Here is a 14289-nt window from a genome sequence, read left to right as displayed (position 1 = left end):
TTTTCCAAAACCAGGCTGTCGGCCCAGAAATAATCATACCATGTGCCTGCTGAAGGGAAGGTAACCGTGTAGTTTCGGGATACTACATCGAAATTTCCAATGGCTATTACGGTATTTTCTGTCCCGTTCCACCGGATGGTTTTAATGGCACTGCCTACGTTCATTGAGTAGTCAGAAGTCTGAAAAACGGGTTCTGTTTTCTTCAGGGTAATGAGTTTGCTGGTAACGGTATAAAGCCTTTTGCGGTTAATGTTTTCGTAGTAATCCCATTTTGCAGGTTTAATGCCCAGCCGGCCGTTGTAATTTATGCTGATGTCGTATCCGAGTTCCCCGAACTGCCAGATCATTTTTGGTCCTGCAACCGGGTAAAAGAAAACCGAAGCCAGTTCCATACGTTTTACCGCCGTCGGCATAAACTTAATGTCGTATGTGCCGGAGGAATTTCCGTAGGTAATGTTTTTGTAGTTAAGCCTTTCTTCATCGTGGCTTTCCATATATCCGACCAGACGGGGTTCAGACCAGCCGCGGGCCAGGTAGGAGACGGAAGTAAAATCCGACTTTCCGCTGTCATTATAGCCCATTGTGGCTTCATTATATTTGCTGTTCATGTTTCCCCATAAAAGAAAGCCATAATCGGCAAGTTCTTTTTCTTCGCTGTTTTCTGTGAAATGTTCAAGGATGAGCAAAACATCCGGTTTAACGGTGCGTATTGCATCAGCCATTCTTTTTAAAATGCTGATGCGGGCAGGATCATAGGCCCATCCGTCGCCCGGGGTATTGGTAAAACCTTTGCTGAAATCGAACCGAAAACCGTCAATTTTGTATTCGGTTACCCAGTACCGGAGCACACGATCCACAAATTGTTGTGTGGCCTGGCTCTGGTGATTGAAATCGTAGCCCCATGAGTAAGTGGGATTGGGTGAAGTCTGATTGTACCAGGGATTCTGTGCAGTTGGTTTTCCTCCTGAAAAATACAGGCGCACCATGGGAGAAGAGCCATAAGTGTGGTTCAGGACTATATCCATGATAACGGCAATGCCGCGTTTATGGCATTCATCAATGAATTTTTTGTAGTCGTCCCTGGTTCCGTAAGCTTTATCAGGAGCGAAATAAAAAGAAGGATTGTACCCCCAGCTGTCGTTGCCTTCGAATTCACTGAAAGGCATCAGCTCGATGGCATTGATGCCAAGCCGTTTGAGGTAATCAAGGGTGTCGGTAACTGTTTTTATGTCGCGGTTATCGGTAAAATCCCTGATCAGAAGCTCATAAATGACCAGGGTATCTGCTGAAGGAGCCTTAAACGAGGGAACTTCCCACGAATAGGAAGGTTGGTTTGTCTGAAGTACTCCGGCAATTTCCGTAGTTTTTCCTTCGGGGTATTTGATAAGGTTGGGATAAATACGTTCCGGTATGTATTTATCGTTCCAGGGATCGGAAATTTTATCACAGTAAGGATCAGCAATCAGGATGCTGTCATCAACAAGATACTGGAAAATATATTCTTTTCCGGGTGTGAGCCCGGTCAGGGTGTACCAGAAACGATCATTGTCTTTTTTCAACAGATAGGAATTGTCAGGCATCCAGTCATTGAAATCCCCGAGCAGATAAACATGGTTTTTGTATGGAGCATAAAGAACAAAGGTCACAGTTTGGGGATCGTCATAATTAATGCCGTCGTTTTTTCCTGACGGTACTGGCTGCAAAACCGTGTTTCCGCGAACAAGGTACCATGCTGTATCACTTGCCGATTCCTGTCCTTTCCATGCTCTGGCAACGAGCAAATGGCGGTCGTATCCTGTGGCGTTAACCGACCAGGTGAGAGGAGAGGAAACGGAAGCTTTTTTTCTGACCCCGTCGAGAAAAAGGGCGGCGGAATCAGCATCCTTAAAGTTTACTTCTACGGAAAGGGTTTCGTTAAGCCCGAGAATAGTAAACAGTTTGTCTGGTTTTACAAAGGAAACAGCAAGCCCTGGTTCATAAACCGGCACAAAAATATCGGCACCGCCTACATCGCGGCCTGTAACGCTACCGTTGGAGTTTCTGAAAACAAAGCACATTTTAAGAATCTTTTCTCCGGCAGGAACTCCATAAAAATCTCTGATACTCGGACTGAAATAAATACGGTACTTGTTGGCGTCAATTTTTGTCAGTTTGCATTCGGGAAGGTTTACATTCCACGCCGCTTTGACATATTTCCAGTCGGATGGGCTGGTGCTTTTATCAGTAATCACTCCGGTGTGGGCATAAACATCATCTCCCGTGTAGTTCATAAGACCTTTGTCGCCCTGGGTGGCATCAAAGAAAACGGTTACTGGAAGGTTTTCGACCGGCAGGGCCGGATCGGTGACGATAAGCTGGCTGAATGCCGGAACGAAAGCAAAAGCCAGAACAAGTAGAAAAAGTTGTTTTTTAACCATGGGTGTTGAAATGAAACAAAAGGTGTCCCGCACTTTTACGGAACACCTTTTTGTTCAGAAATTCAATCAGTTCTTTTTGATTTTGTATTTATAGATAGCCTGGCTGAGATTGAGGGTAATAGTGTAATTCCCGGCGGCAGGGATAGCTATATCGGCTCCTCCTGGTTCCAGTTTGCCGTCGGCTCCGTCGTCACCATAGTTCAGGTCCCAACTGCCATTAGCCCTGAACTTGATTGCACCCTGAACCAGATCAAGCGTAGCTGTCCACACTTTATTAGCAACATCGTAGGTCATATTCTGGTCGTTATCCCAACTGCCAGTAGCAGATCCTACAATACCCCATTCTGTTTTCATCCAGGAGTAAGTGGCCTCGTTCAGGTCGGCATTGATCTTGAAGTAACCGGGTCCGCCGCTTACTTTAATGTTGTTGCCGCCCCAGTCGCCAATTTTCAGCGTCCCGGAAGTACCGCTTGCATCAGGGTCTCCTATGGTATTATCTTGTTCCCATCCGGCCACTTTGGTGAGTTTGAATTCCGTATTTTCAGCCGGGAACCATATGTATCCCTGGTATTTGTTATCAGACTTGACCGAATACAGGAACTCGGCTTTAGAATGATCCCAGTCGCAATAACTTCCGGGAACCCAGAGCTTCGGGTAGTTGACGATAATAAGATAAGGAGTGATGGTCATTGTGATGGGTGCGGAAAACACTGTATCAGTGAAGGTACTGCTGTTGATTCCGTAAATGATGGCTCTTACGCGGATTTCAACCTGTGCGGCTACATCTTCAGGATAGCCGTTTGCCAGCATTTTGTTATCGAGATCGTAAATGTTCACTGAAGCGGAAGTTGATGTGGTAGCTGCAAGAAGCAGAGGGTCCTTGAAATTGTTACCGGCCTTATCCATCTGAAGGACATAATTAACACCGGCAGGAAATCCGAAGTCGGCTGCAGTCCAGGTGAAAGTTATGCTTTTGGCCGAATCGGCATTGGTAAGCACTTTGCTTGTCCCGGAAGCAGGGCTGGTAATAGCAGGCCCTGTCGGGTTTTCGCTCAGTACGGCCCTGGTTTCGTCTTTTTCGCAGGAGGCCAGAGCCAGCAGACTGAGCAGCGGGAAAATATAAAAGGCAATTCGTTTCATATTTCAATATTTTTTGATAAGATCAATATCCTATATTTTGCTTCAAGGTAGGATTGGCGCCCATGTCGGAAGCCGGTATTGGCATCAGGTTGTATTTGGCATCGGTAGCAACTCCTTCCTTCACCCCACCTTTCCATGGCCACAGGTAGGAACCGCCGGTGAGTTTTCCGAAACGGACCAGGTCGGTTCTGCGGTGACCTTCCCAGTAAAGTTCACGGGCACGTTCTGCCAGAATGAAGTCGAGAGTAAGGTCTCCCTGTGTTATATTACCATCTGTGTTGCCATAGGCTCTTTCGCGCAGCTGGTTGATATAACCGACAGCGGTAGCCAGGTCGCCGCCCGAACCACCGCGCAGGACAGCTTCAGCATACATCAGGTAAACATCAGCAAGGCGGAATACGGGATAATCATTGTCGGGGAAGGTAGGATGAGAACCTCTTGCTCCGGCTGCGGTGAGGTTCTTGAATTTGGTGATGGCATATCCGTCAGTAAATGTTGAGAGATCAGAAATTTCAAGCGATTGTCCGCTGGTATAGAACATCGCTCGGCCATCAGGACTGTTGGCGGGAGTGGGGAAAAGATTAACAAAGGCACTGGTGGTCCGGGTTCCTCCCCAACCGTCATCGATACCGAAATCGGCAGGATTCATGGAACCGCCAACGGCAGCATGGATTACAAGGGTCATGCCGCCCCAGGTCTGGGTATGAAGCCCGTCGAAGCAAACGGGGAAAATGATTTCATTCTGTGCTCCGTTGCTGTTATTGTCGGCAAGGAAAAGCAGACGATACTCAGGAGCCAGTGAATATCCTGAATTGATCACTTTTTTGCAGTTGTCAATACACTCGGTGTATTTAGCCTGCCCGATGTAAGTCTGTGCATTCAGGTAAAGCTTGGCAAGAAGCGTCCATGCGGCAGCCTTGTCAACCCTTCCATATTCATTGGTTTTAGGAGCTTTCAGGTCGGCATCAATGGCTTTCAGTTCCGATTCGATGAAATTAAAGATCTCTTCCTTTGATGCCTGCCTGGGGAAGAAAGCGCCAACAGGATCCTTGTCGGTAACAAAAGGAACACTGCCGTAAAGATCCAGAGCATGCCAGTAACTGAAAGCGCGCAGGAAACGGGCTTCTGCTTTATACACTTTCACTTCATCCTGCAGATTGGCCGGCAGGCTTCCTATTTTGCTGTCAATGGACCTGATGTATTCATTTTCCAGAGAAATCTGGTAATAAATACGGTTGTACATAGCCGTGATGAACGGGTTGGAAGGCGACCAGTTCTGATTGTGGTAATCCTTCAGCCCGGCGTCGTTCCAGGAAACAACTGCCTCATCAGTGGGCAGCTCAGAAGCACACCAGTATTGACGTAGATAATTAGAGAACCCTTCATCAATTCCGGAAATATCAGGTTGACCAGCCGGACCTTTTTGTCCGCTGACGGCCAGCCCTGCATAACATTTAGCCAGTACCTGCTTCCATGCAGCAGGATCCTTATAAACACTGGCCGAGGTCACTACATTCGGGTCAATTGGCTCTGTGTCAAGATCTTTAACACAGGAGTTGGCTGTAAACATCAGTACAGCAAAACCCGTTAAAAGAACCGAGAAAATATTTTTGTTTTTCATAGTTACACACATTATTAAAATTGAACGTTAAGACCCAGCATGAAGGTCCTTGGCCTTGGGTAGAAATTGTTATCAATGCCTCCATCTACTTCAGGATCCAGACCTGAATATTTGGTAATAATAAAGGCATTCTGAACAACAGCCGATATATGCATATTCAGCTTGTTCTGAAGGAGTCCGGGGAGCTGGTATCCAAGGCTGATATTATCCATGCGGAAGAAAGAAGCATTTTCAACAAAGTAATCTGAGAAATACTGAGCATTTCTAAACTGGATGTCTTTTGAAGCCGTCAGTACGTTTGACAGGTAGTTCAGACCGGGATTGTATACATCCAGATAAGTGCCCCTGTTGGAGAAAACGTTGTTGTAAACATAGTTGCCGATGTTGATTCTTCCTGAGAAGGAAAAGTCGAAGTTTTTATACCGCAGGTTCGAGGAAATGCCCATTGCATAATCAGGGGCCGGTTTTTTATAGCGGTACAGATCGGAAGTGTTGATAACTCCATCGTTATTCATATCAACATAAAGCCCTTCAATCGGTTTTCCGTTCTGATCATAGACCTGCTTGTAAACAAAGAACGAATTGGCCGGATATCCAACCGAATGGATCTGGATAGTATTTCCAACTCCGCCGGCAATTCCGCCCGTAAACACGCCCAGGTAAGTGGGATCATCCGTTGCAGTCAGTTTGGTAATTTTATTTTTATTGTAACTCAGGTTATAATCTACCTGCCATACAAGATCTTTTGTGGAAATGATTTTTGCACCCAGTGACACTTCAAATCCTTTGTTCTCAAGGTCGCCGACATTGGTGGTAATGTAGTTGGTGAGGTTGGAACCGGCAGGTACAGGAATGTAATTCAGCAGGTCTTTTGTTTTGCGCTGGTACACGTCCACTGAACCGTAAATCCGGTTTTTGGCAAATCCGAAATCAAGGCCGGCGTTATAAGTGGTTGTTTCTTCCCACTTGATGTTGACATCATACCCTTCAGGACGGAGTGTATTATAATAGGTACTCCCGAACTGGTACTGGGCAGTATTGTCCTGTGAACTGTAGGTATAACGGGGCAGGTAGGGATAGTCGCCGCCGATTTCCTGCTGTCCTGTAACTCCGTATCCCAGTCTCAGCTTCAGGTCAGATACGGCGCTGATGTTTTTCATGAAGCCTTCTTCATTGATTTTCCAGGCAAGTGCAAGAGAAGGGAACAATCCCCAGCGGTTTTCAGGGGCAAATCGTGAGGAACCGTCATCACGCAAGGTAAAAGTAAGCAGGTATTTGTCCTTAAGAACATAATTCAGTCGCCCAAAGAACGAAACCAGATAGTTTTCGGTAGCATAGGGTTCATTGGTGCGAACAATCAGATGGGCATCATCGATAGGAATGTTGGTTTCATAAGTTTTTCCCTTCCGGTAGAAATGCTGCCATTCGTATCCTGCGGTAAAGTCAATACGGCTTGAAATGGGTTCGATTTCTTTTGCATAGTTTAGATACAGGTTCATCAGTTCCATTTTGCGGGTCTGGTCGTAAGTGCGTTTTATACCGCCGCCATTGATTTTATCAAATACCCAGGAAGCAGTTGCCGGCACATCAACGGTTCCGTCGCTCTGGGAATAATCGTATCCGGCATTGAACGTCAGCTTCAGATCGGGCAGGAAGTGAAATTTATAGTCGGCCTGCAGGTTTCCAATGCTCCGTTTAACAGTTGCCATATCCCTGGTAAGGTTCAGCAAGGCGACAGGGTTGGAAGTAGCAATGTTAATGGGGTCACCGTTGGGCTGAGCCCAGAAGAAATATCCATTTGGGCTTGCTTCATCATATATGGGCTGGGTAGGATCAAAGGTTACAGCCGCACCGATGGCGCCCTGGTTGGCAAAACGGTTCTTATTGTACATCCCTTTGATGTTGAGCTTAATATTCAGATGGTTATCGAGGAAGGAAGGATCCAGACCAAGAGCAAGGGTGGTCCTTTCAAAATTGGAGGTTTTCAGAATGCCGTTTTCATTGGTATAACCAACTGAAGCACGGTAAGGAATCTTAACGGCCGTTCCTGAAATGCTCAGGTTGTGGTCGTTGGTAAGGGCGGTTTCATAAATCTGCTTCTGCCAGTCGGTATTGGCTGTTCCAAGCCGCTGATAAGCCGTATGCGAAGTGCCGTACAATTCTTCCACCAGCGAGCGGAATTCGTCGGCTGAAAGCACAGGTACCGTGCCGGGAACTGTGTTCATAGCAACATTTCCGGAATACGTTACCGAGAATTTTTTCGTACTCTTTTTGGTGGTGATCATAATAACCCCGTTGGATGCGCGCGAACCATAAATAGCGGTTGCGGATGCATCTTTCAGAATGGTAATTGATTCAATGTCGTTGGGGTTGATGGTGCTGAGTGGGTTGGTGGCTCCGCTCGGAGAATCACTTCCCAGAGGAATCCCGTCAACAACAATCAGCGGGTCGTTGCTGGCAGAAAGCGAAGAACCTCCGCGGATACGGATGGTAGCACCGGCACCCGGAGCACCACCGCTTGTGGTGATGACCACGCCGGGAGCTTTACCGATAAGAAGACCCTGAGGATTGGTGATGGCGCCGCGGTTAAATTGCTCGGAATTCACCACTGCCACCGAACCGGTTGCATCAGCTTTTTTTACGGTACCATATCCTATAACAACAACCTCATTTAAGCGGGCTACTTCAGGTTCCATTGCCACATTCAGCGTCGGGCTGGTTGCAGCAAGCTCCTGCGTCAGATAGCCGACATAGGAAAACACCAATGTTCCACCCGAGGGAACCGTGATGGAATAGTTGCCATCTACATCAGTCGAAGTTCCCCGGGTTGTACCTTTAATAACAATGTTTACTCCGGGCAAAGCTTCTCCCGAGGAAGCATCAGTTACCTTGCCCTGCACAGTGATGTTCTGGGCGAAGGCTTCAGCTGACACGGTAATGAATGCCAGCACAGCAAGCAGAATCCGTGTCGTTTTCAATAAATTTCTCATACGTTACTGATTAATTTTGTGGTTAGTTAATCTAAATAAATCTAAATCAGCGCTTTCGGCTGCTCTTCCTGCGGTCTTGCTCCGCTTTTCAGCCATGATAAAATTACATTAAGTTTTGGCGGATTTTATCTCTTAAAAAGCTATAAAACAGATATTTATGAAATTTTTTTGCTGCAAACGGTTGCGAGATCGTTTGCAAATCAGATTTTTATGTTATAAAATATAACCTGAGGTGAATGAAGCAGGATGATCATCAATGAATCCTCCCCGTATTTTTTTTCTGAGCACCTCGATTTAACGGAATTTTGATAACTTTATGCCTCCGGGAGAAGGTATCATGAAGTCACATCCTGCCACCATAAAAGATATAGCCAAAGCGCTGGGAATATCGGTTTCAACCGTTTCCAGAGCCCTGAAAGATCATCCCGACATCAGCGAAAAAACCCGGCTGATGGTTAAGGAAATGGCCGAAAAACTTCAGTATAAACCCAATGCCCTTGCTCTGAGCCTTCGCAGTAACCGGTCAAATACCATAGGGGTCATCGTGCCGGAAATCGTGCATCATTTCTTCTCAACCGTAATCAGCGGAATTGAAGATTATGCCTACGAGAGAGGTTACAACGTTATGGTGTGTCAGAGCAACGAACTCCAGGAGCGCGAAGCGATCAATGCTCAGGCTCTGATTTCGCATCGTGTTGACGGGGTACTTATTTCCGTAGCCAAAACAACGCAGGATTTCAGTCATCTGCATATGTTTCTTAACCAGGGTATTCCCGTTGTCTTTTTTGACAGGGTATGCCCTGAAATTTATGTTGACCGTGTAATTATTGATGATGAACTGGGTGGTTTTCTGGTAACCGAACATCTGATAAAGTGCGGGTGCCGTCATATTGCCCATTTTACTGCCCCGCAAAACCTTCTGATTGCCCAGGGGAGACGGGCAGGTTATGAACGGGCTCTTTTGCAATACAACCTGCCTGTTCGCCAGGAAATGATCATTCTGTGCGATACGTACGAGCGGGCCCTTGAAAAAACCGGTGCTTTTCTTGCGGAACATCCTGAAACCGACGGCATATTTGCCGTCAATGATTCAACTGCCATTGGTGCCATGCAGGCCATTCAAAAAATGGGAAGGAAAATTCCTTCTGATATCGCTGTGGCTGGTTTCGGCGACGGACCCAATGCCCTCATTTGTACTCCTACGTTGACTACCGTGGAGCAAAAAGGCTACGAAATAGGCATGGAATCCGTGGAACTCCTGATCAGAAAAATTGAAGAAAAAGAAAATACGGCCCTTGCAACTGAAAGTACTGAAGAAAAGGATGCTGCAAAAAAAGGTGTGAGGGCAAAGTTTGAAACCAAGGTGATCATACCCAATCTTATCGTCCGTGAATCAACCATGCGTTTTCCGGCAGTAGCGCAAACGTTTTAATATTGATATAGTGATAGTTGCAAAAAATATTTTCTTCTTTTCGTTGTTTTTTTGTCATTTTCTGTTATATCTTTGACTGAACAGAAATTCGCGCTTTCAGTTCATTCTTCCTGCCTTTTTCTCCGCTTACGGAGAGAGTATTCATTTGTTTGAAAATTCAGCCGGTAAATGATCGTGTAACTATTTGCAGGGATTTATATGACCTCTGCAAAGAGTGGTTTAAAAATGGTGTGATTTTCCCGTCATTCTTTCTAATGAAGGGCGGGAAAGAGCAAAACTGATAAAGTTGATTTTTATGAAGACTTTGCCAAAGTTGCCTTTCATCAGAATTTTCTTTCTGAGTTTTGGTTTTCTGGGGGTACAGATAGGTTATTCCCTGCAAAACGGAAACACGAGCAGGATTTTATCGGCTCTGGGCGCCAATGTGGAGCATCTCAGCTATTTCTGGCTTGCGGCTCCTCTGGCCGGTCTGATTGTTCAACCCATTATCGGATTGTCCAGCGACAGGATATGGACAAGGCTGGGGCGGCGAATTCCCTTTATACTGGGAGGGGCTATTGTGTCGGCACTGGCTATGTTTTTTATGCCCAATTCGGAATTTTTTGCGTATCTGGTGCCACCGGTTTTTTTCGGGGCATTCATGCTTCTGTTCATGGATACCTCGTTCAATGTTACCATGCAGCCTTTCCGGGCCCTGGTTGGGGATATGGTACCTGATGAACAGCGGAATCTGGGCTATTCGGTGCAGAGTTTCCTTATCAATACAGGAGCTGTTGTTGGCTCATTTCTGCCCTTTGTACTTACATGGCTTGGAGTTGCCAATACCCCGCCTCAGGGAGGGAAAGTTGCGCCGACGGTCATCTGGTCGTTTTATATAGGAGGGGCCAGCCTCCTGCTTACGGTTCTGGTTACCTCCTTCACTACCCGGGAATATCCTCCTGCGGAATATGAAAAGTACCATCAGATTACAGCTGAGGAAAAGGCGCACAAGTCGCTGGCAAGTCTTATCAGAGACATTCCTCCGACCATGTGGCAGCTTGCTGTAGTACAGTTCTTTTCCTGGTTTGCTCTGTTTCTGATGTGGGTATACACAACCGATGGGGTGGCGCAGCACGTATGGGCAACCGATCCGGCTGATAAGACTTCGGCGGCCTATAATGAAGCCGGAAACTGGGTGGGTGTGCTCTTTGGAATCTATTCCCTGATAGCAGCCCTGTATTCTACCCTGATTCCGAAAATAGCCGGTAAACTCGGCCGGAAAGGAACGTATATGGTTTCCCTTCTGGCCGGAAGCATTGGATTTATTTCCATGCTGTTTATCAGAGACCGTTACGGCCTGATCATTTCCATGGCCGGAATAGGGGTTGCCTGGGCTGCCATACTGGCGATGCCGTATGCCATCCTTTCTGCTGCCTTACCCGCCAGTAAAATGGGCGTTTATATGGGGCTCTTCAATGCTACCATTACTATACCTCAAATTGCTGCCGGGCTTCTGGGCGGAGTGATTCTCACCCTGCTGGGAAAACAGGCTATATCCATGCTGGGTGTGGCCGGGGTATCCATGTTGCTGGCCTCACTGGCTGTAATGGTTGTGAAAACCACAGCCGGGCAAACTGCAAAACTATGATGCGGGCTTTCATATTTGATCTGGACGGCGTTATTGTCGATACGGCAAAATACCATTATCTGGCATGGAAACACATTGCCGCAAAACTTGGTTTCGTTTTTACCGAAAAAGACAATGAAAGACTGAAAGGAGTCAGCCGGATGCGGTCGCTCGACATCCTCCTTGAGGTTGGAGGCATTTCTTTGCCCGATAAGGAAAAAGAACAGCTTGCCGCGGAAAAGAATGCCCTATACCTTGAATATGTGGGCAAAATGACAGCAGAGGAGATCCTTCCAGGAGTAGTGCCCTTTATCGAGGACGCCAGAAGGCAGAATATTCACACGGGCTTGGGAACAGCCAGCAAGAACTGTCTGCTGATACTCGAACGGTTGGGAATACAGCATCTGTTTGATGCCATCATCGACGGAAACAAGGTTACAAAGGCCAAACCTGATCCGGAAGTCTTTCTGCTTGCTGCATCGGCCTTGAATGTTTCCCCGGAAGAATGCGTGGTGTTTGAGGATGCACAGGCAGGCCTTGAAGCAGCAAAAAGAGCTGGTATGAAACGAATTGGTGTAGGTGACCCGGAAACCCTCACCGATGCAGATTTTGTCATTCCCGGCTTCGGGAATATAATCGTCTCTGAAATACTGCAAAGACTCGGTTCTTCTGATAATAGGCTATGACAACCCTATTATTACGTGTGTGCATTATGATAAAATAAAACTTAAAAGGGGATGAAAAAATATCTCAAAAGTGATGAATGGCTGATCATTGAAGATGGTTTTGATCCGGCCAACCAGAGGTCATCGGAAAGCATATTTTCCATAGGAAATGGCTTTATGGGGCAGAGGGCCAACTTCGAGGAATTTTATTCGGGAAGGTCGCTCCAGGGAAGTTATATCGGGGGGATTTATTATCCGGACAAAACAAAGGTGGGATGGTGGAAAAACGGTTATCCCGAGTATTTTGCCAAAGTAATCAATTCTCCCAACTGGATCGGGATCGACGTAAAAATCGGGGAAGAACGTCTTGACCTTGCCCGATGCAAGGTGGAGGCATTTACCCGGATACTGAATATGCACGAAGGATATCTTTTGCGCAAAATGACTGTGGTCCTGCCTTCAGGGCAAAGGGTTCATGTGGAATCAATGCGCTTTATCAGCATGGACCACAGGGAAATCGGAGCCATCAAATATTCGGTGCTTTTGCCTGATACAGCCGCGACCGTTGAGCTCACTCCCTATATTGACGGTGATGTAAAAAACGAAGATGCCAACTACAACGAAAAGTTCTGGAATATCCTTGAATCGAAAGCCGGCGAAGGGGAGGCATGGCTTCTTACCCAGACCAAAAAGCTCGATTTCAGAGTAGGCGTAAGCATGCGCTATGCCCTGACACTTGACAACAAGCCCCTGAATGTTCATCCTGCCATGGTCGAACTGGCTGGTTTATCAGGTAACACTGTTGTGACAGATTTGCCGGCAGGAAAGGAACTTGTTCTTTATAAGTATGCGGCAGTTCTTTCTACACTGAATCACCCGGCCGACGAGCTGATTGTGCGGAGCAGGCAGGTGTCGGAAATGGCCCTGCGGAAAGGATTTGATCAGTTGCTGGAAGATCATAAAAGGCAGTGGGCTCAGATCTGGTCACACAGCGACATTGTTATAAAGGGAGATCCGGAGGCCCAGCAGGGAATACGTTTCAACATTTTTCAGCTGAATCAGACCTACAATGGTAAAGACGACCGGCTCAATATAGGCCCCAAAGGATTTACCGGCGAAAAATATGGCGGAAGCACTTACTGGGATACAGAAGCATACTGCATTCCTTTCTTTGTTGCAACTGCGCCTCCTGAAGTTACACGAAAACTTCTGCTTTACAGATACCGCCATCTGCCCAAAGCCATTGAAAATGCCAGGAAACTTGGTTTTACCGGCGGGGCAGCCCTGTATCCCATGGTCACCATGAACGGTGAGGAATGCCATAACGAATGGGAAATAACCTTCGAAGAAATCCATCGTAACGGAGCCATCGCCTTTGCTATTTACAACTATGTGCGCCATACAGGAGACGTGCAATATCTGGCCGAATACGGTCTCGAAGTGCTGATTGCCATAGCCCGCTTCTGGGCGCAAAGGGCTACCTGGTCGCAGGTAAAAAAGCAATATGTTATCCTTGGTGTTACCGGCCCCAACGAATACGAAAATAACGTCAACAACAACTGGTATACCAATACCATATGTAAATGGTGCCTCGATTATGCCGGCGAAGTAATCGATCAACTGAAAAGTTCACATCCGGCCGCACTGAAGGAGGTTTTTGCCAGGACCGATTTCCGGGAAGAACAGGAACGAAAGGTATGGAGCGAAATTTCCGCCAACCTGTATTTCCCTTATGATGCTGAATTGAATCTGTACCTGCAACAGGAAGGTTACCTCGACAAGGAACAAATACTGGCCAGTGAACTTGACCCTGCCATCAGGCCATTGAACCAGCACTGGTCGTGGGATCGCATTCTGAGGTCATGCTTTATCAAACAGGCTGATTTGCTTCAGGGAATCTATCTTTTTGAGGAAAGGTATGACGATGACTTCATCCGGCGCCATTTCGAATTCTATGAATCCCGCACGGTGCACGAGTCATCCCTTTCTCCCTGTGTGCACGTGGTGCTGGCCGCAAGAATTGGCGACATGAGGAAAGCATACGAGCTGTACCTCCGTACTTCCCGTCTTGACCTTGACGATTACAATAATGAAGTTCATGAAGGCCTGCACATTACCAGCATGGCAGGTACCTGGATGGCCGTGGTGGAAGGTTTTGGAGGGAAAAGAGTGCAGGACGGAAAATTGCATCTGTTCCCGCAAATCCCTCAGCAGTGGGAGGAATACTCGTTCCGCATTGTTTTCCGGGGTTCCGATCTTCTGGTGCGTGTGACACGAAACGGGGTCATCCTGAAAGTGATGAATGCCCCTGTAAACCTCGTACTTTACGGCCAGGAACTTACCCTTCAACCCGGAACGTCGGCAGAATATCCCTTGCAATTCAGAAAACCTGCCGTAACGGCAAATACCGATTAATCC

General features: G+C 46.9%; 8 protein-coding genes. 4 read left to right on the top strand and 4 right to left on the bottom strand.

The window, feature by feature from the left end:
* The 4 genes from GX419_04980 to GX419_04965 form a co-directional block, all read right to left on the bottom strand.
* Positions 1-2417 (bottom strand): alpha-amylase (locus GX419_04980; protein ID NLI24040.1); only part of this gene is annotated, 2417 nt, incomplete at its 3' end.
* Between the two features lie 66 nt (positions 2418-2483).
* On the bottom strand, positions 2484-3557 hold the full coding sequence (locus GX419_04975) for a SusF/SusE family outer membrane protein (protein NLI24039.1): 1074 nt from the start codon (positions 3555-3557) through the stop codon (positions 2484-2486).
* Between the two features lie 22 nt (positions 3558-3579).
* On the bottom strand, positions 3580-5190 hold the full coding sequence (locus GX419_04970; protein ID NLI24038.1) for a RagB/SusD family nutrient uptake outer membrane protein: 1611 nt from the start codon (positions 5188-5190) through the stop codon (positions 3580-3582).
* Positions 5191-5192: 2 nt separating this feature from the next.
* The gene (locus tag GX419_04965) at positions 5193-8168 is read right to left on the bottom strand and encodes a TonB-dependent receptor (GenBank protein ID NLI24037.1); all 2976 of its coding nucleotides are present in this window, start codon (positions 8166-8168) and stop codon (positions 5193-5195) included.
* A 337-nt stretch (positions 8169-8505) separates the two neighbouring features.
* Here GX419_04965 and GX419_04960 point away from each other — a divergent pair, with 337 nt between their 5' ends.
* The 4 genes from GX419_04960 (at position 8506) to GX419_04945 (ending at position 14286) form a co-directional block, all read left to right on the top strand.
* Positions 8506-9600, top strand: a complete 1095-nt coding sequence (locus GX419_04960) for a LacI family transcriptional regulator (GenBank protein ID NLI24036.1) — start codon at positions 8506-8508, stop codon at positions 9598-9600.
* 295 nt (positions 9601-9895) lie between these two features.
* Positions 9896-11227, top strand: a complete 1332-nt coding sequence (locus tag GX419_04955) for an SLC45 family MFS transporter (protein ID NLI24035.1) — start codon at positions 9896-9898, stop codon at positions 11225-11227.
* A complete protein-coding gene (gene pgmB / locus GX419_04950) occupies positions 11224-11892 on the top strand; it encodes a beta-phosphoglucomutase (GenBank protein ID NLI24034.1) in 669 nt (222 codons plus the stop codon). The genes GX419_04955 and pgmB overlap by 4 nt, the downstream gene beginning before the upstream one ends.
* A gap of 51 nt (positions 11893-11943) precedes the next feature.
* The gene (locus tag GX419_04945) at positions 11944-14286 is read left to right on the top strand and encodes a glycoside hydrolase family 65 protein (GenBank protein ID NLI24033.1); all 2343 of its coding nucleotides are present in this window, start codon (positions 11944-11946) and stop codon (positions 14284-14286) included.
* The last annotated feature ends 3 nt before the right edge of the window (positions 14287-14289 follow it).

The organism is Bacteroidales bacterium, assembly GCA_012517825.1.
Classification (GTDB): domain Bacteria; phylum Bacteroidota; class Bacteroidia; order Bacteroidales; family JAAYUG01; genus JAAYUG01.
The sequence above is the reverse complement of the archived record's forward strand: the minus strand, read 5'-3'. Positions and strand labels throughout refer to the sequence as shown.

What these genes read in the sequence shown, in the direction of transcription:
- GX419_04975 (NLI24039.1), bottom strand. Translation starts at nt 3,557, where the DNA reads ATGAAACGAATTGCCTTTTATATTTTCCCGCTGCTCAGTCTGCTGGCT.
- GX419_04965 (NLI24037.1), bottom strand. Translation starts at nt 8,168, where the DNA reads ATGAGAAATTTATTGAAAACGACACGGATTCTGCTTGCTGTGCTGGCA.
- GX419_04955 (NLI24035.1), top strand. Translation starts at nt 9,896, where the DNA reads ATGAAGACTTTGCCAAAGTTGCCTTTCATCAGAATTTTCTTTCTGAGT.
- GX419_04960 (NLI24036.1), top strand. Translation starts at nt 8,506, where the DNA reads ATGAAGTCACATCCTGCCACCATAAAAGATATAGCCAAAGCGCTGGGA.
- pgmB (NLI24034.1), top strand. Translation starts at nt 11,224, where the DNA reads ATGATGCGGGCTTTCATATTTGATCTGGACGGCGTTATTGTCGATACG.
- GX419_04945 (NLI24033.1), top strand. Translation starts at nt 11,944, where the DNA reads ATGAAAAAATATCTCAAAAGTGATGAATGGCTGATCATTGAAGATGGT.
- GX419_04970 (NLI24038.1), bottom strand. Translation starts at nt 5,190, where the DNA reads ATGTGTGTAACTATGAAAAACAAAAATATTTTCTCGGTTCTTTTAACG.